Annotated in this window: 22 protein-coding genes and 1 other annotated feature; of the genes, 1 reads left to right on the plus strand and 21 read right to left on the minus strand. The window is 50.3% G+C overall.

Features of this window, described 5'->3' with window-relative positions; all coding sequences use genetic code 11:
• Positions 1–42: 42 nt before the first annotated feature.
• The 9 genes from HII30_RS17345 to HII30_RS17385 all read right to left on the minus strand — a co-directional run bounded on the left by HII30_RS17345 (position 43) and on the right by HII30_RS17385 (position 8,303).
• A complete protein-coding gene (locus HII30_RS17345) occupies positions 43–567 on the minus strand; it encodes an NYN domain-containing protein (RefSeq protein ID WP_169506309.1) in 525 nt (174 codons plus the stop codon).
• Positions 568–573: 6 nt separating this feature from the next.
• Positions 574–1,323: a 23S rRNA (guanosine(2251)-2'-O)-methyltransferase RlmB gene (gene rlmB, locus HII30_RS17350; RefSeq protein ID WP_169506310.1), complete on the minus strand. Its 750-nt coding sequence runs from the start codon at positions 1,321–1,323 to the stop codon at positions 574–576.
• Positions 1,324–1,437: 114 nt separating this feature from the next.
• Positions 1,438–1,881 (minus strand): Mini-ribonuclease 3, encoded by a 444-nt coding sequence (locus HII30_RS17355; RefSeq protein WP_169506311.1) that lies wholly within the window; start codon positions 1,879–1,881, stop codon positions 1,438–1,440.
• Positions 1,878–3,284 (minus strand): cysteine--tRNA ligase, encoded by a 1,407-nt coding sequence (gene cysS, locus HII30_RS17360; RefSeq protein ID WP_169506312.1) that lies wholly within the window; start codon positions 3,282–3,284, stop codon positions 1,878–1,880. The genes HII30_RS17355 and cysS overlap by 4 nt, the downstream gene beginning before the upstream one ends.
• Positions 3,285–3,308: 24 nt before the next feature.
• The gene (cysE, locus tag HII30_RS17365; RefSeq protein WP_211184665.1) at positions 3,309–4,010 is read right to left on the minus strand and encodes a serine O-acetyltransferase; all 702 of its coding nucleotides are present in this window, start codon (positions 4,008–4,010) and stop codon (positions 3,309–3,311) included.
• A 66-nt stretch (positions 4,011–4,076) separates the two neighbouring features.
• Positions 4,077–4,358: a binding site (T-box leader), on the minus strand.
• 84 nt (positions 4,359–4,442) lie between these two features.
• Positions 4,443–5,906: a glutamate--tRNA ligase gene (gene gltX / locus HII30_RS17370; RefSeq protein ID WP_169506313.1), complete on the minus strand. Its 1,464-nt coding sequence runs from the start codon at positions 5,904–5,906 to the stop codon at positions 4,443–4,445.
• A 31-nt stretch (positions 5,907–5,937) separates the two neighbouring features.
• Positions 5,938–6,426 carry a 2-C-methyl-D-erythritol 2,4-cyclodiphosphate synthase gene (ispF, locus tag HII30_RS17375; protein WP_169506314.1) on the minus strand — a complete coding sequence of 163 codons (489 nt, stop codon included), beginning with the start codon at positions 6,424–6,426 and terminating at the stop codon, positions 5,938–5,940.
• Positions 6,423–7,121: a 2-C-methyl-D-erythritol 4-phosphate cytidylyltransferase gene (gene ispD / locus HII30_RS17380; RefSeq protein WP_169506315.1), complete on the minus strand. Its 699-nt coding sequence runs from the start codon at positions 7,119–7,121 to the stop codon at positions 6,423–6,425. The genes ispF and ispD overlap by 4 nt, the downstream gene beginning before the upstream one ends.
• 93 nt (positions 7,122–7,214) lie before the next feature.
• Positions 7,215–8,303, minus strand: a complete 1,089-nt coding sequence (locus tag HII30_RS17385; protein ID WP_169506316.1) for a PIN/TRAM domain-containing protein — start codon at positions 8,301–8,303, stop codon at positions 7,215–7,217.
• 274 nt (positions 8,304–8,577) lie between these two features.
• Here HII30_RS17385 and HII30_RS17390 point away from each other — a divergent pair, with 274 nt between their 5' ends.
• Complete coding sequence (locus HII30_RS17390; protein ID WP_169506317.1) at positions 8,578–8,973, plus strand: nucleoside triphosphate pyrophosphohydrolase family protein; 396 nt, start codon at positions 8,578–8,580, stop codon at positions 8,971–8,973.
• 98 nt (positions 8,974–9,071) lie between these two features.
• Here the strand turns inward: HII30_RS17390 and pssA are convergent, their stop codons facing one another.
• The 12 genes from pssA to HII30_RS17450 form a co-directional block, all read right to left on the minus strand.
• Entirely contained in the window at positions 9,072–9,797 is a 726-nt protein-coding gene (gene pssA, locus HII30_RS17395) for a CDP-diacylglycerol--serine O-phosphatidyltransferase (RefSeq protein ID WP_169506318.1), read from the minus strand.
• A 51-nt stretch (positions 9,798–9,848) separates the two neighbouring features.
• Positions 9,849–10,925: a DNA integrity scanning diadenylate cyclase DisA gene (gene disA / locus HII30_RS17400; RefSeq protein ID WP_169506319.1), complete on the minus strand. Its 1,077-nt coding sequence runs from the start codon at positions 10,923–10,925 to the stop codon at positions 9,849–9,851.
• Between the two features lie 13 nt (positions 10,926–10,938).
• Entirely contained in the window at positions 10,939–12,306 is a 1,368-nt protein-coding gene (gene radA / locus HII30_RS17405; protein WP_169506320.1) for a DNA repair protein RadA, read from the minus strand.
• 407 nt (positions 12,307–12,713) lie between these two features.
• Positions 12,714–15,182 carry an ATP-dependent protease ATP-binding subunit ClpC gene (gene clpC / locus HII30_RS17410; RefSeq protein ID WP_169506321.1) on the minus strand — a complete coding sequence of 823 codons (2,469 nt, stop codon included), beginning with the start codon at positions 15,180–15,182 and terminating at the stop codon, positions 12,714–12,716.
• An 80-nt stretch (positions 15,183–15,262) separates the two neighbouring features.
• On the minus strand, positions 15,263–16,336 hold the full coding sequence (gene mcsB / locus HII30_RS17415; RefSeq protein ID WP_169506322.1) for a protein-arginine kinase McsB: 1,074 nt from the start codon (positions 16,334–16,336) through the stop codon (positions 15,263–15,265).
• 55 nt (positions 16,337–16,391) lie between these two features.
• Positions 16,392–16,910 carry a protein-arginine kinase activator protein McsA gene (gene mcsA / locus HII30_RS17420; protein ID WP_169506323.1) on the minus strand — a complete coding sequence of 173 codons (519 nt, stop codon included), beginning with the start codon at positions 16,908–16,910 and terminating at the stop codon, positions 16,392–16,394.
• A 36-nt stretch (positions 16,911–16,946) separates the two neighbouring features.
• Complete coding sequence (locus HII30_RS17425) at positions 16,947–17,408, minus strand: CtsR family transcriptional regulator (RefSeq protein WP_169506324.1); 462 nt, start codon at positions 17,406–17,408, stop codon at positions 16,947–16,949.
• A 285-nt stretch (positions 17,409–17,693) separates the two neighbouring features.
• Positions 17,694–18,413 carry a PIG-L family deacetylase gene (locus HII30_RS17430; RefSeq protein WP_169506325.1) on the minus strand — a complete coding sequence of 240 codons (720 nt, stop codon included), beginning with the start codon at positions 18,411–18,413 and terminating at the stop codon, positions 17,694–17,696.
• Between the two features lie 26 nt (positions 18,414–18,439).
• The gene (locus HII30_RS17435) at positions 18,440–19,447 is read right to left on the minus strand and encodes an LCP family glycopolymer transferase (RefSeq protein ID WP_169506326.1); all 1,008 of its coding nucleotides are present in this window, start codon (positions 19,445–19,447) and stop codon (positions 18,440–18,442) included.
• Positions 19,444–20,820 (minus strand): sugar phosphate nucleotidyltransferase, encoded by a 1,377-nt coding sequence (locus HII30_RS17440; RefSeq protein WP_169506327.1) that lies wholly within the window; start codon positions 20,818–20,820, stop codon positions 19,444–19,446. The genes HII30_RS17435 and HII30_RS17440 overlap by 4 nt, the downstream gene beginning before the upstream one ends.
• Before the next feature lie 31 nt (positions 20,821–20,851).
• Positions 20,852–21,757, minus strand: a complete 906-nt coding sequence (gene galU, locus HII30_RS17445; protein ID WP_169506328.1) for a UTP--glucose-1-phosphate uridylyltransferase GalU — start codon at positions 21,755–21,757, stop codon at positions 20,852–20,854.
• A 73-nt stretch (positions 21,758–21,830) separates the two neighbouring features.
• Positions 21,831–23,291: an MOP flippase family protein gene (locus tag HII30_RS17450; RefSeq protein ID WP_169506329.1), complete on the minus strand. Its 1,461-nt coding sequence runs from the start codon at positions 23,289–23,291 to the stop codon at positions 21,831–21,833.
• Positions 23,292–23,295: the final 4 nt, after the last annotated feature.

Here is a 23,295-nt window from a genome sequence, read left to right on the forward strand (position 1 = left end):
AACATAAATGTAAAGAGTTTCATGATTTTGAAATGCCATTCATTATTTTTCACGGCGCCAGCGTTCGAACATCTGCAGCACATCAGAAGACAGCTTCCCTTCCAGTGTATTGCGCCTTGAATTGTCGCGGTCCTGCTCGATTTTACGCTTCACTTCTTTCTCGCTCTGCTTCACCTGGTGCAGCAGCTCCCGGGCCGATATTCGCAGTGCGCCCAATGCAAAAATAATATGCTGTTCAATCAAATCACTTGTTGCTACATAAATTTTCCGCCGGCGGTGGCTGAACTCCCCCACCAGACGTTCAATGCACTCGTCTGCGGTTTCTTTTTCCTTCGTGAAGTAAACCTGTACCTTCCCCTGGGTGAAGGACTTGCCAAGACCCGGCACGAGATAGGCGTCAAATATAGCGATGATCCGAAGACCTGAAAAAGCCTGGTAATCCGCCAGCTTCTCCAGCAGCGCATCGCGCGCCTCCTGCATGCTGATCTTGGACAGCTCGGCCAGGAAAGGCCAGCCGCCGATCATGTTGTAACCGTCGACCAGCAGCACATCCCGCCAATCGGCCATCTTATCCTACCCTTGCATGCGGCGACGGCGGAGCACTTCGTACATAATGACTCCTGCAGCCACGGAAGCATTCAGTGAATTGATCTGGCCTGCCATCGGCAGTTTCACCAGCACATCACACTTCTCACGGATCAACCGGCCCATGCCTTTCGCTTCATTGCCGATCACAATGGCTACCGGACCGTTGAACACGGAGGTTTCGTAGATTTCTTCAACCTCATCAACAACCGTGCCTACAACCCAGACGCCCATCTCCTTCAGCTGATCAATCGTCTGGGCCAGGTTTGTTACCCGTGCCACGGGCACATATTCCACCGCGCCCGCCGAAGTTTTCGAAACGGTCGCTGTAATCTGAGCGGAACGCCGCTTTGGAAGCACAACTCCATGGACTCCGGTACAGTCAGCCGTTCTCAGAATCGAGCCAAGATTATGCGGATCCTCGATCTCGTCCAAGATGAGGAGAAACGGAGCTTCTCCTTTTTCTTCAGCATGCTTAAGCAGATCATCCATATGTGCGTATGCATACGGAGCGGCCTGGGCAACCACGCCCTGGTGCTGAATGCCGGGAACCATCTGGTCCAGCTTTCGCTTGTCCACGTTCTGCACGATTACCCCTGCTTTTTTAGCTTCAGCAATAATGGGCTGCGTCAAATGCTTTTGGGCATTTTCGGCAATCCAGATTTTATTGATGGTACGGCCGGATCGCAGCGCCTCGGTGACGGAGTGCTTCCCGGCAATCATTTCTTCTTCCTGCATAATATTATCCTCCTGTTGCCTGCCCTCTCTTTATTCCACAGGGCCGGCGGCTGTATGGTATCCGGGTGATGTCGTCCGGTTTTTATGTTTGATTACTGTCAAGATTCCCCGGCACTATCCGCCATGCTCGTCTCTGTACTGTATCGCCTGGCCTACCAGCTCCTGAAGTCTGTCATGCTGGCCCGTATAGTAAAGAAAGCCGACCAAACATTCGAAGGCCGTTGCATGGCGGTACTCCAGCACATCTGCATTCTTTGGAATACTTCCTGACTTTGCATTTCTTCCCTGGCGCACGACGTCTTTCTCTTCTTCGGTCAGGAGCGGCTCCAAATAATTCAATATGACGCTTTGGGCCCTGGCGGATACCAGCGACGTTGCCGCCCGGTGCAGATGATTCGGCCGCAAGCTGGGCTTGGAGATCAGATACTGACGCACTGCTACCTCGTATATAGCATCCCCGATGTATGCCAGCACGATCGGCGGCACGAGCCGGACAGGCTTGGAGGGCGGATAAGGAAACCAACCGCTCTCCAGATTTCCGTTTCCGTTCCCGCTCATTTGCGCCGCCAGCGCATGCCCTGCGCCGTATCCTCCAATATAATTCCTTTCTCTGCCAAGAGGTCGCGGATTTCATCAGCACGTGCCCAATTCTTGTTGATACGTGCCTCGGAGCGCTCATGGATCAGCTGCTCAATCTCCTCGTCCAGCAGCTCCTCTGCCTGAATTTCAACGACACGCAGCACGGCATTCATCTCTTCAAATGCATCCAGAACGAATGCCAGATCCTCAGCCGGTATCGATGGCTGCTGCAGCAGCTGATTCGCCTCGGCTGCCCACTGGAACATCGCGGTTATCGCGTCAGGTGTGTTAAAATCATCCTGCATTTTTTGGTGGAATTCATTCAGTACAGCGGATATTTTCTCCTGAATATCATCCCCGGCCTTCCCCTCCGGTGACGCAACAGCCATCTGGAGACGATGACGGACATTGCTGGCTGCATTACTCAGACGCTCCACGCTGTTCTGGGCCTGGTCCATAACCTCATCACTGAAATTAAGCGGATTACGGTAATGCGTGGAGAGCATAAAGTAACGGATTGCTTCCTTGGTATACTGCTCTCTCAATTCTTTTACGAGCACTCCATTGCCGAGAGATTTCGACATTTTCTCATTATTGATACGAATATAGCCGTTATGCATCCAGTAGTTGGCCAGAGGTTTCCCCGTCAGCGCTTCGGATTGAGCGACCTCGCATTCATGATGCGGGAACTGCAGATCCTGTCCGCCGCCGTGTATATCCAGCGTATCCCCGAGGTAACGGCGCGCCATTGCGGAGCATTCAATATGCCACCCCGGCCGGCCGTCGCCCCATGGACTCTCCCAGTAAATTTCGCCGGGCTTGGCTGCTTTCCAGAGAACGAAATCTTCCGGGTTTTCCTTGCGCCGGTCCACCTCGATCCGGATCCCGAACTGAAGCTCATCCAGATTTTGCTGAGACAGCTTACCGTAATCATCGAACTTGCGGGTCCGGTAAAAGACGTCTCCGCCGTTCTCATAAGCAAAGTCTTTCTGAATCAGCTCCGTGATGAACTCGATAATATTGTCCATGTTCTCCGTCACGCGTGGATTCAGAGTTGCGCGAGGAATGTCGAGACCATCCAGGTCCTCAAAGTAAGCCGCGATGAATTTGTCCGCCACCTCTGGCACCGTCGTCCCGGTCTGCTCTGCTTTACGAATCATTTTGTCATCGACATCGGTAAAATTCACAACATAGGAAACGTCATTGCCCTGTTGATCCAAATAAGCACGAACCACATCAAAGAAGATCATCGGACGCGCATTCCCGATATGAATATAATCGTATACGGTCGGTCCGCATACATACATGCTGACCTTCCCGGCTTCTTTGGACTGAAAAGTCTCCTTCTTGCGGGTTAACGTATTATAAATCTGAAGCGCCATGGGTATGGTCACAATCCTTTCGTCTTATCGCTTTTGTAAATCTCTATGCAGCTGTATCTCCAATGGTTCAGGGTCCTGTACCCTGCGGTCAGCCTTTCGCTGATCATCCAGCTCTTTTCGCAGCTCATCAATCTCTCTCTGCATGCCGCGCAGCGTATCGACAATCGGGTCAGGCAGATTGGTATGATCCAGCCGGTCCCGAACTCTTTCGCCGTTCTGCTTCACGATCTTGCCCGGATTCCCGACCACCGTGCTGTTGGCTGGAACTTCGCGGAGCACCACGGCATTCGAGCCGATATTGCAATTATCCCCAATAGAGAAGGAGCCAAGTACTTTCGCCCCGGATCCGATAACCACATTGCTGCCGATCGTCGGGTGCCGTTTGCCCTTCTCCTTGCCCGTTCCGCCGAGCGTCACGCCCTGATAAATAACCACGTCATCCCCGATCTCGCAGGTCTCGCCAATGACAATACCCATGCCATGATCGATAAACAGCCGCTGACCGATGGTTGCCCCGGGGTGGATTTCGATCCCGGTCATAAACCGACTGAACTGTGATACGACCCGGGCCAGCGTATACCATCGCCGTAGAAACAGCGCATGCGCAATACGATGTGCCCACAAGGCATGAAGCCCTGAATAGGTAAACACCACTTCAAACCAACCCCGGGCGGCCGGGTCATTCTCAAATACAGTGCGTATATCCGACTTCATCTGCTTGAACATGTCCCTTCCTCCCCCTGAATGCATGATCCAGCCGAAAGATATAAAAAACGCCCCTGCAGCTTTCGCTGCAGAGACGTCGATTCCATTACGCGGTTCCACTCTGCTTGAACCCCAAGTCTCCTCCTTGGTACAGGACGGATACTCAGGTTCCACTCAAGTCCATAACGGAGACAACCGGCATGATCTAACGATAAAGACCGCTTCAACCATGCAGCTCACAGGCGCATTTCCGCTTCCGGCAGTGGATGGCTTTCAGCCTGGAAGAATCAAGTCACCTCGTCTTCTTCCGGTCATCCTCTCTGAAACTGCACTTAACTTACGCGTACTTCTCCTGATCGTGGCTTTTATTATCATCAATTGGATACTGCTCTATATTCTACTCAAAAGACAGGACCCTGACAAGAGGCGGTATACGGCAGCGGAGAAACTTATTTAAACACTCTTGATCTGAGCACGCAGGCGCTCCAGCACCCGGTCTTTGCCAAGAAGCCAGATGGTCTGGTTCAAATCCCGGCCATGCGTCTGTCCCGTAAGCGCTACACGGATCGGCATAAAGAGCTGTTTGCCTTTAAAGCCGGTCTCTTTCTGTACTTCCTTGATTAAAGACGCAATCTTCTGGGCTGTAAATTCTTCGTTCTGCTCCAGCTTGTGAAGGAATGCGGATAGCACAGCCGGAACCTGTTCTTCGGCCAGTACCACAACACCCTCCTGATCCATCTCCAGATGCGTTCTGAAGAAGACGGAGGACAATTCAACAATCTCGGAAGCAGAGGTCATCTGCTCCTGATAGATGGACACCAGCGTGCGTGCCCATTCTTCCTGCTCCGGTGTCAGCTCTTCCGGAAGATGTCCGACTTTAATCAGATGAGAAATCGCCATATCGGCTACAACAGCGGGATCCGCCTGTTTCAGATAATGGTTGTTCAAATGGTCCAGCTTCTTCGTATCAAACACGGCCGGGCTCTTGGATAACCTGTTCGCATCAAACATCTCAATCAACTGCTCCTTCGAGAGAATTTCCTCTTCTCCTTCCGGTGACCAGCCCAGCAGTGCGATAAAATTAAACAGTGCCTCCGGCAGATAACCCAGATGATCATACTGCTCAATGAACTGAATGATGGATTCATCCCGCTTGCTCAGCTTCTTATGATTCTCATTCGTGATCAGAGTCATATGGGCAAAACGCGGTGCTGTCAGACCGAGTGCCTCATAAATCATCAGCTGACGCGGTGTGTTGGAGATATGGTCCTCGCCACGCAGAACATGGGTAATTTTCATCAGGGAGTCATCAAGCGCCACCGCAAAGTTATACGTGGGAATTCCGTCTTTTTTCACAATGACAAAGTCTCCGGTCTCCTTGCTGTTAAACGAGATAGACCCTTTCACCATATCATCCCAGGCATATTCTTTCTCTTCCGGCACACGGAAGCGCACGCTTGGCACCCGGCCCTCGGCCTCAAACGCCGCACGCTGCTCCTCGGTCAAATCACGGTGTTTCCCGGAATAACGCGGTGTTTCTCCGCGGGCCATCTGCTCTTCCCGCTCTTTATCCAGCTCTTCCTCCGTACAGTAGCAGTAATAGGCCAGTCCTCGGTCCAGCAGATCCTGCCAGTATTTACGGTACAGGTCCAGACGCTCGGTTTGACGGTAGGGGCCGTATTCGCCGCCCACATCCACACTCTCGTCCCACTCGACGCCCAGCCACTTCAAATATTTCAGCTGGCTCTCTTCGCCCCCGGCGACGTTGCGCTTCACATCCGTATCCTCGATACGGATAATAAATTTGCCGTTATGCTTGCGCGCGAACAAATAATTGAATAATGCCGTTCTGGCATTGCCGATATGTAAATGGCCCGTTGGACTCGGTGCATAGCGCACGCGGATTTCTTCGGTCATCATTAACGCCTCCGTTCATATCATTTCATTTTCAAGATGATAGCATACCTTGGATGAGGCAGACAACAGACTGTGCTGCAACGCCTTCTCCACGGCCAGTAAAACCGAGCTGCTCTGTTGTTGTGGCCTTGACATTGACCTGCTCCGGTTCTGCATGGAGCGCTTTCGCTATAATGGCAGTCATCTCCGGAATATAAGGAGCCATTTTGGGCTTCTGCGCGATAATAGTACAGTCGGCATTCCCCAGGCGGTAACCTTTCTCCTTAGCCATCTCCCATACCTGTTCCAGCAGTTTCAAGCTGTCTGCGTCTTTAAAAGCGGGATCATTGTCCGGAAAATGCCGTCCGATGTCTCCCAGTCCGAGCGCCCCCAAAATAGCGTCAGTTAATGCATGCAGCAGTACATCCGCATCCGAATGCCCAAGCAGCCCTTTCTCATAAGGGATTGTTACACCGCCAATAATACACGGCCTGCCCTCTACCAGTTGATGTACATCAAAACCCTGACCCACTCGAATCATGATCCGGTCTCCTCCTTGTTTCTTCCCATAAACGCCGCATATTCCAGGTCTTCCGGCGTCGTAATCTTAATATTGCTGTATTTGCCCTCCGCTACGGCGACAGGGAGGCCGATATGCTCCAGCAGCATGGCATCATCCGTTGCCGCAAAGCCGTCCTGCTGCGCCGTCTCATGAGCCCGCATCAGCTCGGAAAGACGAAAAGCCTGCGGCGTGTGAACAGCCCACAGACTTTGACGGTCAGGTGTCCCTGTGATGAGCCCCTGGCCGTTGACCTGCTTGATCGTATCCTTCACGGGAACGGCCAGCACGGCCGCTCCTTCGGAAACCGCCGTATCGCGGCAGGTCGTAATCTCTTCAGTGGTGACAAACGGTCTGACGCCGTCATGTATCATTACCCACTCTGTATGCATTTGCTTGATACCTAAGTACACCGATTCCTGCCGTTCACGGCCGCCGGGAATAACAGCAGACACCTTGTCCAGCCCATAGGCCGAGATCCATGCCTCACAGCGTTCAACATCATCTCTGCCAGTAACCAGCACGATCTGCTGGATCCACGGAAGCCGGTTAAATATATCCATCGTCTGAACCACGATCGGCTTCCCGCCGATATGCAGGAACTGCTTGCTCTCCCGGGTTCCCATTCTCGAACCTTTACCCGCTGCCACGATGACAGCTCCGAAGCCCGTTGTCATATCAAAACTCCTGTTCCAAGTCATCCCCCGGTACGAATGTCAAACCCGTACTGCCGGATACGTAAAATAGGTACATTTATCATCATACCCGCTTTACTGCGCTTTTTCCAACAGTTTTGGTTTTGCAAAAATCATTCGGCCGGCAGAGGTTTGCAGCACGCTCGTCACCAGCACTTCCATCATGGTTCCGATATAATCACGGCCGCCTTCCACAACAATCATCGTTCCGTCATCCAAATAGGCAACACCCTGACCATGCTCCTTGCCATCCTTGATGATCTGAACCAAGATCTCTTCGCCCGGAAGAACGACCGGTTTCACCGCGTTCGCGAGATCGTTGATGTTCAGCACAGACACACCCTGCAGTTCGCAAACCTTGTTCAGATTGAAGTCATTGGTGACGACTTTACCCTGCAGGACCTTCGCCAATTTGACCAGCTTGCTGTCCACTTCTGAAATATCCTCAAAATCGCCCTCATAGATCAAGACCTTAACGTCCAGCTCTTTCTGGATTTTATTCAAAATATCCAGTCCGCGCCGTCCGCGGTTGCGTTTGAGAAGATCGGATGAATCCGCAATATGCTGCAGCTCTTCCAGGACAAACTCGGGAATTACAATCGTCCCTTCAATAAATCCGGTTTTGCAAATGTCGGCGATTCTACCGTCAATGATGACACTTGTATCCAAAATTTTATGCTCTTCAAACCAGCGCGCTTCCGGCTCTGCCCCCTGGCTCCATCTGCCGGTCATCCAAAAAGATGCCAGCTCGTCCTTCTTCTCAAGGCCGATCCGGTAACCGGCATAACCTCCAAGCAGGGTAAGCCCCACCTGCAGCAAACGCCCTCCCTGACCCAGCCATGAAAGGCTTGGCGAAAGCAGGAGTGAAAGCAGCAGCCCTCCCAGCAGCCCCGCCGTTCCGGCAGCCAGCTCATTCATCGGAATTTTTGAAAACGACAAGATTGCGGTATGAAGCCTGCCGGCGAAACGGTCACCAATCAGCGTGCCAATCATACCGAAGAGCAGCGCTCCCAGCAGGGCAAAAACACCGCTTCCTCCTGCAAACAATCCTTGGCCAAACACAAGCGAAAGCTCTGGGAACGACCGTTCCAGCATCTGGTATAACGTATACCCGCACCATGCCCCGCACAGTAAAGTGAATGCTAAGATAGCTTTTTTAAACATGGGTCCGGCGCACCTCCTCTATACATAGAATGACTTGCTTATAATTTCCAGTATGGTCGGATTTTGAAATCGGTAACCGTGGTAACGGTAACTTTTTTGAAACCCTGCAAGGATGTCTGATCATCTTAGTGAAATCCCGGCGAGTTACGGGGGATATTGGAGGGATTTCCATGTTTATGGCCATTCCTGAAGGTTCCTTCAGTTGAATTCCCTGCAAGGGGTGGAATATAATGAATGCAACTCTAAAACAAAGATCGAGGTGGATGATTAAACGATGAGCGCTCCTACATTACAGGCCTTTCAGGATCAGGTTTCCGAATTGTTGCTCCGTCACCGCAGTCTGCTGGATGTCCTGTCCAAGAACGGACAAAGCAATGCCTCTGTCAACCGAGCTGTTACCAAAGCCATTACGGAGTGCGGCTGCATCGAGCTGCATGCCACGAAGCAAAGCTTTGATGCAGGTACAGATCTTCAGTCCGCCAGAGAATCTGCCGGCACGCATGTAGACGGCCATCTCTGCGAGAACTGCCGCGAAGCTGTCAGTTCCGAACTGGGACGGAACTTGTTCTATATGTCTGCCATGGCTAATCTGCTGGACATTGAGCTTGATGAAGTGCTGAACAAGGAATCCAAGAAGTGCTCCACGCTGGGCCTGTTCAATTTATCTTAAATATCAGCATCGGTATTATAATAAAAAAGCATTTATTTCATGATCCTGATGAAGGACACGAAATAAATGCTTTTTATTTATACCTATTGAGCTACAACTTAACGATCAGAGGAATGAAAGGCTTCATCGTCTTTCTTGCGCTTCTTATTCTTGCGGGTCAGCCGCTGAATATTCTGCTTGATTCCATAGCCTGCGTACAGCACCAGAGGAACAAAAATCAGCATGGATGTTTGTTCTGGGAAAAATACGGCAACAGCTACCGCAGCGATGATCACCAGCGGGGTGAACTTGATGGCCTTCTTTGGAAGACCGATTTTCTTGAAGTTTGGATACATGACACTGCTGATCATGAGATAAGAAAGCAAGAGCATCGCAATCATCATATAAGGAGCGGTAATCTCCTCATGAAACAGTGCCAGTGTAGCTAGAACACCACCAGCGGCCGGAATCGGCAGACCGATGAAATAGCCAGGAATCCCGGGACGAACATTAAAACGTGCCAGGCGGAGCGCACCGCACATTGGGAAAATCGCAGTAACGGTCCAAGCCAGTGCATGGCTGATATCGGAAAACGAAACGCTGAACATGATCAGCGCAGGAGCTACACCAAAAGATACGATATCGGATAATGAATCCAGTTCCTTACCAAACTCACTCTGCGCATTCAGCGCACGAGCCACCCGACCATCCAAGCCGTCCAGCAGCATTGCAACAATAATCATAATCGCTGCCATACTGGTCTTGCCGTTCATTGCAAGAATAATACCAATCATTCCGAGAAACAGGTTACCTAAAGTAAACATGTTCGGAATTGATTTTGTCATTGATTATTCACCTCATTAAATTTTACGTCACGTTTATATATTGTATTATATTTACATTTGTCTGTCAATGAATACTTGATCCTGCAGGCGTCTGAGACCTTCTTTGATAGTACGTGCCCGGACCTCACCAATCCCGTCCACTTCATCCAGTTCATCGATCGTGGCAGTGATCATGCTGGGCAGATCTTCAAAGCGGTCCACCAGATTGCGGATAATGACATTCGGCAGACGGGGAATCTTGTTCAGAATCCGGTAGCCTCTCGGCAGCACCATTTCTTCGGCAGTAGCTGAAGAAGACGGATATCCCAGCAGACGGATAATATGGTGGATATCCAGCAGTTCGTCATCATTCAATCGTTTGAGTGACAAGATGATCTCCCTGACGTTCTCCTCGCTGTATTCCCGTGCGTAATCTGCATAAAGGAACCATGCCTCTTCCTCGATATTGCTGACCAGCTCCTCCATCTGCATGCTGATAAGACGGCCTTCATTGCCCAGTTCGTTAATATAACGTTTGATCTCTTTCTTGATGCGGAGCACCATTTCCACGCGCTGAATGACGTTTACGACTTCCTGAAGCGTTACGAGTTCCTCGAACTCGGATGCAGACAGATTGGTGAGCGACTGGTTCAGCACGACCCGGTAACGCTCCAATGTTTGAATCGCCTGATTCGCCTTTGTCAGAATAACGCCGATTTCTTTCAGCGAATAGCGGATGGATCCCTGATACAGTGTAATAATATTTCGCCGCTGTGATATGGAAACGACCAGCTTCCCGGTCTGTTTGGCGACACGCTCTGCTGTACGATGCCGGATTCCGGTCTCAATGGATGAGATGGATGAATCGGGAATCAGCTGTGTATTTGCATAGAGAATTCGCTTCAGATCTTCGCTGAGAATGATCGCACCATCCATCTTGGCCAGCTCGTATAAATAGTTCGGAGAAAAATCACAGTTGATGGAAAAGCCGCCATCGACGACCTCCATCACCTCCGGACTGTAGCCGACAACAAGCAGGGCCCCGGTCTTGGCCCGCAGTACATTTTCCAGTCCGTCACGGAAAGCCGTCCCCGGTGCTACCAGCTTCAGCAAATCATTCATTTTATCCAGTTGAACCGATTCTTTCACCTTAGTATGCCCCCTAATCTAACGCAACCGCTAATGCATCTGCTACGGTATTGACTCCAATAATTTGTATACCTTTAGGATGTTTCCATCCTTTCAGGCTTTTCTCGGGCATAATGACCCGTTTGAATCCCAGCTTCTCTGCCTCTTTCACCCGCTGCTCGGCACGGGATACGGCCCGGACTTCACCGGTCAGGCCCACTTCACCGAAGATGACATCATACGGTTTGGTCGGCATATCGCGGAAGCTGGATGATATACTGACTGCAATGGCGAGATCGACTGCCGGTTCATCCAGCTTGACCCCGCCGGCCACGTTGATATACGCATCCTGATTCTGAAGAAACATGCCCATCCGCTTCTCCAGCACCGCAATGATCAGATTCATGCGGTGGTGATCCACACCCGTCCCCATCCTGCGCGGGGAAGGAAAATGTGTGGATGAAATCAGTGCCTGAAGCTCTACCAGCACAGGTCTGGTTCCTTCCATGCTGGCCACCACCGTGGAGCCTGCTACACCAAGCGGACGTTCCGAGAGAAACAGTTCCGACGGATTGCCAACCTCGCGCAGCCCTTCTTCCACCATCTCGAAAATCCCGATTTCATTCGTGGATCCGAAGCGGTTCTTGACTGCCCGGAGCAGCCGGTAGGTGTGATGGCGTTCGCCTTCAAAATACAGCACACAATCCACCATATGCTCCAGCATACGCGGGCCTGCAATAGCTCCTTCTTTCGTAACATGGCCTACAAGCACTGTGGCGATCCCCTTGACCTTGGCTATACGCATAAACCTTGCCGTACATTCCCGTACCTGGGATACGCTCCCCGGCGCACTGGTCACATCCGGCTGATACACCGTTTGAATGGAATCGATGACGACGAACTGCGGCTGCACATTCTCGATAGCTTCCTCAATACTTTCCAGATTGGTTTCACACAGAACGAACAGTTCCGGCGACAACACACCCAGACGATCCGCACGCAGCTTGGTCTGACGCACCGATTCTTCACCCGAAATATACAGCACGCGGAGTCCGCTTTGAGCCAGCTGATTCGAGGTCTGAAGAAGAAGCGTAGATTTTCCGATACCGGGATCACCGCCTACAAGCACAAGCGAACCCGGGACGAGACCGCCTCCGAGTACCCGGTTAAGTTCTTTGATCCCGGTTTCGATCCGGGGTTCTTTGCCGCTCTCTATATTTATGATTGAAACGGGTTTTTCTTTACTGTGAAATACAGGCGAATTCATGCCCTGTGTCTTGATGACCGTCTCAGTCTCTTCCACCATAGAATTCCAGGCCTGACAGCCCGGACATTTGCCGTACCATTTCGGCGATTCATAACCGCATTCGGTACAGTAGAACTTGCTTTTGGATTTTGCCATGATCTCTCCTTTATGATGACCATCCTTCGAGGAAAACTGTCACTGTATTGCAATTTCAGGCACTACTCAAAGTTTACCATTTATTATAATTCAACGTAAAGGCTATATAAAATGAAGTTGTAAATTACACACAGGTCCACTTCGATTGAGAACCATCTTCCGATCGCTGTTATACCCGGATTTTATTTGAATTATTACTAACCATAAGGGTAAATCCGGATATAGCTTATGCTTCCGGTGCTAGCTTTCCTTCGGAAAGCTTTGAGCCGACCGCTCCGCTTCTCCAGATCGGTTCTCACTCTACGTTAAACATTTATCGGCATTTCATCCCACAATGTTGAACATGTATAAAAAAAAAGCAGGCCCTTTCAGAAAAATTCTGGAATGGCCTGCTTGGTTTGATTCATTTACTCTTGAGAAGATTCTTCAGAAGACGGTACTGCCGGTGCTGCTTCTGACTTGGTGACTGTCAGTGCGCCATCTTTTTCATCAATGAGAAGGTGATCCCCCATCGATACATTGCCTTTCAACAGCTCTTCAGACAACCGATCCTCAATATGCTTCTGGATTGCTCTGCGCAGCGGCCGTGCACCGAAGGCCGGATCATACCCTTCCTTAGCCAGGAAGGTTTTGGCGCTGTCGGAAAGCTCAAAATCCACCCCAAAGTCACGAAGACGTTTCTTGAGCTCATCGGACATCAGGGTTACAATCTCACCAATATGCTTCTCTTCCAGAGAGTGGAAGACGATGATCTCATCAATCCGGTTCAGGAATTCAGGACGGAAGCTCTTCTTCAGCTCATCCATAACCTTACCCTTCATGTTGTTGTAGTCTTGGCCCGCGTCGCTCACCGCAGTGAAGCCAAGTGTGGAGTTCCGTCTGATCGCTTCTGCTCCGACGTTAGAAGTCAGAATAATCAATGTGTTCCGGAAATCGACTACGCGTCCCTTGGAATCCGTCAACCGGCCATCTTCAAGCACTTGAAGGAGGATATTGAACACTTCGGGATGTGCCTTCTCGATCTCATCCAGCAGCACGACAGAGTAGGGCTTGCGGCGTACTTTCTCTGTCAGCTGGCCGCCTTCTTCATAGCCGACATATCCCGGAGGCGCTCCGACCAAGCGGGATGTGGAATGCTTCTCCATGTACTCCGACATATCGATCCGCACAACGGCATTCTCGTCACCGAACATACCTTCAGCCAGCGCACGAGCCAGTTCGGTTTTACCGACACCGGTTGGTCCTAGGAAGATGAACGAGCCCATTGGACGTTTTGGATCCTTAAGTCCGGCACGGGAACGGCGAACCGCACGGCTGACTGCCTTAACTGCTTCTTCCTGACCGATTACACGGCCATGAAGCAGCTGCTCCATGTTGAGCAGACGTTCGGTCTCTTCTTCTTTCAGTTTATTCACAGGGATGCCGGTCCAGATGGCCACTACGTCAGCGATGTCTTCCGGGGTAACCTCGGAATCGGTACGTCCCTGCTTCTCTTTCCATTGATTCTTCGTAATTTCAAGCTCTTCCCGCAGCTTCTGTTCGGTATCACGCAGAGCAGCCGCCTTTTCAAATTCCTGGCTCTGTACGGCAGCATCTTTCTCTTTGCGGATATCTTCCAGGCGGGATTCCTGATCTTTCAGGTTTGGCGGAATCGTATACGTATGCAGGCGGACCTTGGAGCCTGCTTCATCGATCAGATCGATCGCTTTATCCGGCAGGAAGCGGTCCGTAATATAACGGTCCGACAAACGCACGGCTTGTTCAATCGCCTCATCGGTAATCTTCACCCGGTGATGCGCTTCATAGCGGTCACGCAGACCATACAGAATTTGGATTGCTTCTTCCGGAGAAGGCTGATCTACCGTAATCGGCTGGAAACGGCGCTCCAGCGCAGCATCCTTCTCGATATACTTGCGGTACTCATCCAGCGTTGTAGCCCCGATGCACTGCAGCTCTCCACGTGCCAGCGAAGGCTTCAGGATGTTGGAGGCATCGATCGCACCTTCTGCACCGCCAGCGCCGATCAAGGTATGGAGCTCATCAATAAAGAGCACGATATTACCAGCCTGCCGGATCTCATCCATAATTTTCTTCAAGCGGTCTTCAAACTCACCGCGGTATTTCGTTCCCGCCACGACAGAACCCATATCCAGGGTCATTACCCGTTTGTCGCGAAGCGTCTCTGGAATTTCATTGTTAATGATCTTCTGGGCAAGACCTTCAGCAATAGCCGTCTTACCAACACCCGGTTCACCGATCAGCACCGGGTTGTTCTTCGTCCGGCGGCTCAGCACCTGAATGACACGCTCAATTTCTTTGCTCCGGCCGATAACGGGATCCAGATTGCCTTCTTTGGCAATCGCGGTCAAATCCCGTGCCAGGCTGTCAAGGGTCGGTGTATTCACATTTTGCGGCTGGCCATGATGGCTGGACACGGCTTCGCTGCTGCCCAGCAGCTGAAGTACCTGCTGGCGTGCTTTGTTCAGGCTGATGCCCAGGTTGTTGAGTACACGGGCTGCAACGCCTTCACCTTCGCGAATCAGACCGAGCAGGATATGTTCGGTTCCTACATAGGTGTGACCAAGCTTGCGTGCTTCATCCATGGAAAGCTCAATCACTTTCTTCGCTCTTGGCGTATAGGCAATATTGGTTGGCTGCTCCTGCCCGCGGCCGATCAAGGTCTCTACTTCGTCCTGTATTTTTTCAAGTCCTAAACCGAGTCCGATGAGCGCTTTAGCAGCAATACCGTCGCCCTCACGGATCAATCCCAGCAGAATATGTTCTGTACCGATGTTATTATGACCGAGTCGTACCGCCTCTTCTTGAGCCAGTGCCAGCACTTTCTGTGCACGTTCTGTAAATCTGCCAAACATCATTAGTATTGCACCTCCGTGATTGATGATTTATCGTTGATTTTATACGCCCCGCCAGCATTTTGCAAAATTTCCGCAGGAGCTCATGATTTTGCCTTCTGCGCCAGCGTTTCCCGGATCAGCTTTGCCCGGCACACATCCCGGTCACCCGGGTTCATGCCGTCCCCGAACCTCTTCTGAAGAAATCCCGGCTGGGTCATTACATTGAGCTCGTTCATGACAGCACTTGCGGGACCTTCCAGCAGACCGAGATCGACACCCAGGCGAACATCGGACAGGCGCTGGGCCGCCTCCTTCGCTTCAATAACCTCTGCATAAGATAAAATCCCGTAAGATCTCATCACACGGTCCGTAATTCGAAGTCTGGAGTCATTCAACAGCTTGGTCCGGGCATTCTTCTCATGCTCGATAATTTGAAGAACCACACTGTGCAGGTTATCTATAATTTCATGCTCGGTTTGACCGAGTGTAATCTGATTGGATATTTGAAAAAGATTGCCTACCGCTTCGCTGCCTTCGCCGTAAATGCCCCGCACTGTAAGGCCGACCTGCGATACCGCTGACAAAATGCGGTTAATCTGCTGGGTCATCACCAATGCAGGCAGATGCATCATGACCGAGGCGCGAAGACCGGTGCCTACGTTTGTCGGGCAGCTGGTCAGATATCCTCTCTTGTCATCAAAGGCGTAATCCACCTTCTCCTCAAACACATCATCCAGCGCCGTTGCTTTCTCCCAAGCTTCTCTTACCTGAAAGCCGGGATATAAGCACTGAATCCGTAAGTGGTCTTCTTCGTTAATCATAATACTGACAGATTCATCATCGTTCAGAATTACGGCACCGTTTCTGGATTCATTCGCGAGACTCGGACTGATGAGATGCTTCTCGACCAGCACTTTTTTATCCAGATCTCCGATTTCCTCCAGAATGATGGTATGGAAAGACCCGGTTTCCTCTGTCACTGCACCTTCTCCAATGACATCCTTCAGTTTCTCCAATACCTCTTCCGACTGCTGGTTCGTGGCCAGCAGCGGAAACGGAAGGTGCTGCAGATTGCGTGCCACCCGGACCCGGGTGCTGATGACGATATCAGAATCCTGACCGCTGCCCCGCATCCACTCGCTGAGTGCCTGTTCCGTGAAACGGAGATTCGACATTTCGCATTCCTCCTACTTCCTTAGTGCATCCTTCATTGGTGTGAGTTTTTCGCAATCAGGCCAGGTCTTTCTCCAGTTCACGAATCCGGTCGCGGATTTGTGCAGCCGTCTCGAACTCTTCCTGAACGATGCGGTATTGGAGTTCTTTCTTGAGTTCATCGATCTGGCGTCTGGTCTGTATTTTGCCGCCGCTGCGCTTCGGAATTTTACCGACATGCGCGGTGCTGCCGTGCACTCTTTTGAACAAAGGATCCAGCCGGTCGGAAAAATATTTATAACATGAACTGCAGCCAAATCGCCCAAGCTTGCTGAACTGCGTGTAGGTCATTCCGCATTCTTCGCATCGCGGTACCTGGGGAGCTTTCGCTCCGGCCAGCTGGCCTTTGCCCGCAGGATCCAGATCAAGCAGGCCGGACAATAGGCTGTGGATCGAAAATCCGTTCGGCGTCCCCGGAATCATCTCACCCTTCTCACGGGCACATGTTTCACAAAAATGAAACTCTGTCTTCTCCCCGTTCACAATCTTGGTGAAATGAAGCGTGGCCGGACGACTGCCGCATTCTTGACACATCATAACGGTTCATCCTCCTTCAGGAACATGCACATGTGTTCATTTGCCCAGCAGTGACAGCAGCATGGCCTTCATAATTCGCGCACGAAGTTCATCCCGGTACGGGAGCTTCAGCTTCAGGCATTCCCTGGAGATCGCCCCGCGCATCATACAAGCTTCCCGCTTGCTCAAAAAGCCCGATTCCTCGAGCTGATAAATCAAGCCTTCCGCTGCCGTCTGATCCATATCACTGCCAATACTGTGGTGCAGATGATGGTGAAGCGCATTATGCTGGGGCAGTTCGATCCGCTGAATGCGGATATAGCCGCCGCCGCCCCGCTTGCTCTCCACGAGATAACCCTTCTCCAAAGTAAACCGCGTGCTGATCACATAATTGATCTGGGAAGGGACACATGAGAACTGCTCAGCCAGGTCATTGCGCTGAATTTCGATGGTGCCTTCTTTGCTGCCCTGAAGCGTAAGCTTCAAATATTGTTCGATAATATCCGAGATATTACGCATGTTGTTCATCCTCCACTGATTGAAACGCTAAGCCGTTATCATCTTACACGTGTCGCACAGAGCCTTGCCATACGTTAAGTTTAACCACATGATATGCTTTAGAATCCGTTGTTGCTGACTTTGACTTTCTTTGACTTTGATATTATTATAGCACATTTTCCGGTTTTGCCAAGTGGTCTCTTTATCATTTTAACCCCGTTTATCCGGAATATTCACCGTTCAAAAAAACAAACCCTCATGTACATCATACACAGGGTTTGCTGCGGTTGAGTTTTTTTAGATCCTTCAAGGTTTGTGGTAATAAGACACCGGCTTAGCAATAACGGTATTAATACATTTCTTTACTGAATGATAGCCGATCGCAAACTGGCCTTGAGCAGGGTCCCATTTCTTGTACTCTTTTAAGGAATCACGGACCTTGTTCGGGTTCTGAACTGATTTTTCTTTTAAAATAGCACCTCTTCCCTTTTCCTTTGTCGCATTTCGCAAGTTGTAAGGCTCCACATAGAATCTCAGGTCGGTAATATTCCCCTGCTCGTACATGCTCTGACCCGCTTTTCCCATGTTGGCATGATCCCTGTGGTTTCCTCCTATATAAGTGAAGGTCTTGACGCGAGCTCCGGGATAGCGCTCTAGATATTCCTTAATCACCTGTTTGCAGCCCTCCACGGTTGTGGTTCCATCATGCATTAGATAAGAGGATATATGAATCCATTCATCCGGAAGTCCAAGCGCCCGGCAGGATCGCATAAACTCATCATTCCTGCAGGCGGAAAAGGCGTCTTCGCTCAATTCGGAATAGCCTTCGGCGGCTGGCGACAGCCATTGTTTGAAAAGTGCGCTTTTCTCTTCGCCGTTCAGCTGCCTTCTGACTCCGGAAGCCGCTCCATTTGTATATAAAATCACATGACACTCGTCTCCCGCATCGAGATGATTGCGAATACCTGCGCCAAAGGTCAGGGCTTCATCATCCTGATGGGGAATGAAAAATAAATTAACAGCCATCCGCACCCTCTTCTCTGTGCCGCCAGTTATTGAAGCTGCTTCATAATCTCGGCGTGTATTCGCTGCTTCTCTGTCTCGCTCACAATATAATAGTAGATCTTATTAATCATATCGCCAGTTCCCTGAATCTCATCCTGATCGATGGAGTCGATCTCATTTCTATAATTCATAAATAAATGATTGATGTCCGAGAAGCTCAGATTGGTTCTGGTGCTGCCTTCAATCTCTTCCAGAATATCTGTCACCTTGGTCACATTCGACAGTGTCTTGGCGCGATCCATGAGTCCGGTCAGGATACGCCGCTGCCGTTCATTTCTGCCGAGGTCGCCTCGGGGATCATCGTAACGCATTCTCGAGAATAACAAAGCATCTTCACCATTAAGCGTTAACACACCTGCCGGGTAATGTCTGCCGTCTACAGTAAAAGCAAACGAATTATCTACGGTCACTCCTCCAAGCAGGTCAATGATCTGCTCAAAGCCTTCCATATTGACCTTGACGTAATAGTCGATGGGAACATCCAGAAAGTTCTGAATCGTGTTAACCGCCATATCTACACCGCCAAAGGCATAGGCATGATTAATTTTATCCACAGTTCCGTGCCCGACAATTTCTGTTCGTGTATCCCGCGGGATGTTGACCATAAGGACCGATCGTTTAGCTGGATTCATCGTAAGAACCACAATGGAGTCCGACCTTCCGACATCATGTTCCCTCTGATCAACACCCATGACCAGCAGGGTGAACGGGTCTTGTTGACTCAGATCCGCTCCTCTGCCAGATGTCTGCTTCTCATCCGTCTGCTTTCCATCTGTCTGTATTCCACCAGTCTGTTTTCCATCACTGGCAGCCGCCGTTTCCATATCTGGTTCCAAACTCGAAGCTGTCACTGGCGGTGCCTGATCCTGATTCAGTGGTTCATAGATGGCATTCATCGTGGTTTTTACCGACTGATATAAGAACAAGCCGTATGCGCATGCTCCTGCCAGCACCAAGGCGGATCCGATCAGAACAGCTTTCTTCCACCGTTTCATGAAGGGATTCTCCTTGTTGAGCAGTGCGCCTCGATCTCCTCCCATGTACTGAACATTTCGATGATATCATCCTCCTGCAGAACCGAGCCCTTTTGAATCTCGATAAATTCCACATCCCGGACGGCCTTGATGCCATAAAAAATATGAGAAGGGATGGTAAACACATCGCCGCTCTTGATTTCAAAAACCTTATCATTAAACACCAGCACACCTTCACCGCTCACAATATTCAGCGTCGTGCTTCTCTGGCAGTGCTTCTGATAACTGAGGTGCTTCCCCTCATTGAGACCGATGCGCTTGGTAAGCACTTCTTCTTCATTTTCATATTTTGTGTAGTCCAGAACGCGGTACCATCCCCAACTTCTCTCCTCATACATAGGGGTTTGATCAGAGGCAACCATATCCTTAACCCTGGGACTTGCGCTTTTGTCGGAAACCAGGATGCCGTCAGGGCTGACCGCTACCACGATATTGGAGAGGCCGATGACTGTTACAGGAATGTCCAGCTCATTAATCAGATGTGTATTCTCACAATCGTCACTCACCGCACCATCGCCGATTTGGTGAACCGCCATATTCTCGGTTAGCGTGTTCCAGGTGCCAAGATCCTTCCAGCAGCCCTCGTACGGCAGGACGGCAATATTCTTCTCCTTCTCGACAACCTCATAGTCAAAGCTGATTTTGGGCAGCTGACTGTAGTTCTTGATCAATTCCTTATATTGAAGGGGGACCTCAGATTGAAAGAGCTTGTCAATCATATAGCCCAGCTTGAAAGCAAACACACCGCAGTTCCACAGCGCCTGCTGTGCAATCAGTTCTTCAGCTTTTTCCTCCGTTGGCTTCTCTGTAAAATGCGAGGCCTTCATAAATCCATCCTGTTCGCTGTCCGCCTGTGGAATAATATAACCATATTTAGAGGACGGGTAAGTAGGCTTTACGCCCATCAGGGCAATTTTAGCGTCACCGTTGTTGAGGGTACGGTCCAGCTCTTTTATTCTCTCAAAAAAATGATCTTCCACATAAGGATCCACCGGCAGAATGCATACCGTTTCGTCGAGGGATACTCCCTTTAGGGAATGCAGATACACCGAAGCCAGCGCGATAGCGGGAAAGGTGTCTCTTCTTTCCGGCTCCGCGATGATCGGAACATCTCCGAGCTGATTCTGAAGAATATCCACCTGTTTGCTGCTCGTAGCGATAATGGTAGATTTGTCGAGACCTGCAGCCTTGATCTGTCCCCAAACTCTCTGAACCATGGACTCCATAAGCTGGTCTTCATTCTCAAGAACCTTGAGGAATTGCTTCGATCTTGCATCATTGGAAAGCGGCCAGAGCCGCTTGCCGGAACCGCCGGACAGCAATACTAATTTCATACTAATCCCTCCTTCTTTTATGAGAATTCAGTTATACGATTTTAAGTCCCTTGTGTGTCTCAGCCTCATTCTCTGGAATGACAGTTTCAAGCAGGTATTCCTTTAATGATCCCCCAATACCATCCCGCTTCAGCGCAAAATCAATATTGGCTTTGAGATACCCCAGTTTGCTGCCGACATCGTATAATTGCCCTTCGTAACGGAGACTGTACATGTCCTGCAGCTGTGCCAGCTTTTTCAATGCATCTGTAAGCTGAATTTCACCGCCGACTCCCGCTTCCTGACTTTCCAGAATATCCATGATTTCCGGGTGCAAAATATATCTGCCGATCATGGCGAGATTGGATGGCGGATCGACCTTTGGCTTTTCCACCAGATCCGTAATCCGCTGCATTTTCGGGTTGAACACTTCTCCCTTGATGACCCCATAGCTGCTTACTTCGTTCCAAGGTACAGCTTCCACAGCGATCATGCTGGACTGCTGTTTCTCGTACACATCCATCATCTGCTTGAGACACGGAACATCATTATCGATGATCATATCGCCAAGCAGAACGGCAAACGGTTCATGATTAATGAATTTCCGCGCGCACCAGATGGCATGCCCCAGTCCGAGAGGCTCTTTCTGGCGTACACAGTGAATCTCTACCAGATTGGTGACATCACGGACAATTTCCAGCAGCTCGTCTTTGTTCTTTTCCTCCAGGTCGGCCTCAAGTTCGACGTTCTTATCAAAGTGATCTTCAATCGCCCGCTTGCTCCGTCCTGTGACGATGATGATATCCTCAATGCCTGAGGAGACCGCCTCCTCCACAATATATTGAATCGTCGGCTTATCCACGATCGGAAGCATTTCCTTCGGCATTGCTTTAGTAGCTGGCAGAAAACGTGTTCCAAGTCCTGCGGCCGGGATGATTGCTTTTTTTACCTTGGTCATAGTAAGCCCTCCTAATGGTTTCTACAAATGATGAATATATGAATCGAAAGAGCCCTATGGCCTTATCTGGCAGTTAGTCAAGTTTCCCTTTTCGTTGTATAACTTCCCGAAGATTCATCATGGCGCTCGGGTTAAACACCAGAATCGCTGTCAGGTAGAAGACTGCTCCGCAAACTACCTGAAATATAAAGTTCACTTCACTTGAGAACAGCCAATCGACAAGCTGATTAATGAGCAGCACACCAGCAACCATAATGCCGCCAAATCCCAGGCCGGGCAGCACGCTTTTTAAACAGTCAGATCCGCACGGTCCCAGTGTCCGTTTGATGGCAAACAGATACTGCACGAGCATTAGTACGATTTGAATCAGCAGATACGCGATGGAGATGCCGATAACGCCTCCGAAATACGCCCCGATAAACAGGCCTGGAGCCTGAATGAGCATACTGATCAGCGTAAACTGGAAGTAGACATCCGTACGTCCTTTGGACTGAAGCAGCGGCTGAACCGGCAGGGTTAGCATCCGGACCATCATCGTTGCTGACAGGATCTGAATGATCACCACACTAGGGAGCCATTGATCCCCAAACACAAAGGGAACCAGAGAAGGAGCCGTCACCAGAATGCCCAGATAAATCGGAGCATTCAAATAGCTTACATAGCCCATCATTTTTACATATCCGGACCGAAGCAATTCTTGCTGCATCTGCATCTTCGCAAAGATCGGCAGGCTGACTGTATTGATCAGCGGAGATAATTTCTGAATCGGCATATTGCACAGCTGGAATGCAAAACTGTAATAACCCAGCGTACTCGCTCCGTACATACGGCCGATAATCATATAATCAATATTGGAGATCAGCGACTGCAGCAGATTGGAAGACATTTGATACACTCCGAATCGGAGATAACCCCGCAGGTCTTCCCGGGCAAAATGCAGTCTCGGCGTCCATGTCTTCCAGCCCAGAAACATCAGGCATACCGATTTAATCAGGGCGTTTCCGAGATAAGAGCCCACAAGTGCATAGACTCCAAAGCCTAATAACGCACCAGTCAGCGCAATCACAAAGCCGCCGATATAGGCTGCGATCTGAATTTTGGATATATTGTCAAACTTCAGCTCTTTGCGGCTCAAAACTTCAAACTGCTGGCCGAAAGCAGGTATGAGACAGAGCAGCGACATCCATCTCACCGGGCTGACGAGCGCAGGTTCATTATAGAAGGCGGCTACGAAAGGCGCCGAAAGCCAAATCAGCAATGATATAAGAGCACTCATAACCAGGTTCAGAATATAGAGACTGGACAGATGATCCCTTGTGACATCCTGACGGTGAATGATGGCATTGGAAATCCCCATATCCGTCAAGTTCACCGCAGCGGCCACAATGACCATAATCATGCCCATAAGACCATAATCTTTGGGTGAGAGCAGGTGGGATACCATGATCAGCTGGAGCAGCTGCACGACAATGGATACAACCGTACCTAGGCTGGACCACTTCATCGCATGTATCCCTTTACTTCTTAAAGACATACCA

The organism is Paenibacillus lemnae, from assembly GCF_012933385.1.
GTDB classification, from domain to species: domain Bacteria; phylum Bacillota; class Bacilli; order Paenibacillales; family Paenibacillaceae; genus Paenibacillus_AQ; species Paenibacillus_AQ lemnae.

Excerpts from the sequence above, each read along its gene's own strand:
- HII30_RS17385 (WP_169506316.1), bottom strand. The coding sequence starts at position 8,303 with ATGTTTAAAAAAGCTATCTTAGCATTCACTTTACTGTGCGGGGCATGG.
- ispD (WP_169506315.1), bottom strand. The coding sequence starts at position 7,121 with ATGACAACGGGCTTCGGAGCTGTCATCGTGGCAGCGGGTAAAGGTTCG.
- cysE (WP_211184665.1), bottom strand. The coding sequence starts at position 4,010 with ATGTTCAAGCAGATGAAGTCGGATATACGCACTGTATTTGAGAATGAC.
- HII30_RS17355 (WP_169506311.1), bottom strand. The coding sequence starts at position 1,881 with ATGAGCGGGAACGGAAACGGAAATCTGGAGAGCGGTTGGTTTCCTTAT.
- mcsA (WP_169506323.1), bottom strand. The coding sequence starts at position 16,910 with ATGATGTGTCAAGAATGCGGCAGTCGTCCGGCCACGCTTCATTTCACC.
- HII30_RS17345 (WP_169506309.1), bottom strand. The coding sequence starts at position 567 with ATGGCCGATTGGCGGGATGTGCTGCTGGTCGACGGTTACAACATGATC.
- gltX (WP_169506313.1), bottom strand. The coding sequence starts at position 5,906 with ATGACCGAAGAAATCCGCGTGCGCTATGCACCGAGTCCAACGGGCCAT.
- cysS (WP_169506312.1), bottom strand. The coding sequence starts at position 3,284 with ATGGCGCTTCAGATTTATAATACGTTAACCCGCAAGAAGGAGACTTTT.
- radA (WP_169506320.1), bottom strand. The coding sequence starts at position 12,306 with ATGGCAAAATCCAAAAGCAAGTTCTACTGTACCGAATGCGGTTATGAA.
- HII30_RS17440 (WP_169506327.1), bottom strand. The coding sequence starts at position 20,820 with ATGAAATTAGTATTGCTGTCCGGCGGTTCCGGCAAGCGGCTCTGGCCG.
- HII30_RS17390 (WP_169506317.1), top strand. The coding sequence starts at position 8,578 with ATGAGCGCTCCTACATTACAGGCCTTTCAGGATCAGGTTTCCGAATTG.
- HII30_RS17435 (WP_169506326.1), bottom strand. The coding sequence starts at position 19,447 with ATGAAACGGTGGAAGAAAGCTGTTCTGATCGGATCCGCCTTGGTGCTG.
- clpC (WP_169506321.1), bottom strand. The coding sequence starts at position 15,182 with ATGATGTTTGGCAGATTTACAGAACGTGCACAGAAAGTGCTGGCACTG.
- HII30_RS17450 (WP_169506329.1), bottom strand. The coding sequence starts at position 23,291 with ATGTCTTTAAGAAGTAAAGGGATACATGCGATGAAGTGGTCCAGCCTA.
- HII30_RS17430 (WP_169506325.1), bottom strand. The coding sequence starts at position 18,413 with ATGGCTGTTAATTTATTTTTCATTCCCCATCAGGATGATGAAGCCCTG.
- mcsB (WP_169506322.1), bottom strand. The coding sequence starts at position 16,336 with ATGTCGAATCTCCGTTTCACGGAACAGGCACTCAGCGAGTGGATGCGG.
- pssA (WP_169506318.1), bottom strand. The coding sequence starts at position 9,797 with ATGACAAAATCAATTCCGAACATGTTTACTTTAGGTAACCTGTTTCTC.
- HII30_RS17425 (WP_169506324.1), bottom strand. The coding sequence starts at position 17,408 with ATGCGTAATATCTCGGATATTATCGAACAATATTTGAAGCTTACGCTT.
- galU (WP_169506328.1), bottom strand. The coding sequence starts at position 21,757 with ATGACCAAGGTAAAAAAAGCAATCATCCCGGCCGCAGGACTTGGAACA.
- ispF (WP_169506314.1), bottom strand. The coding sequence starts at position 6,426 with ATGATTCGAGTGGGTCAGGGTTTTGATGTACATCAACTGGTAGAGGGC.
- rlmB (WP_169506310.1), bottom strand. The coding sequence starts at position 1,323 with ATGCAGGAAGAAGAAATGATTGCCGGGAAGCACTCCGTCACCGAGGCG.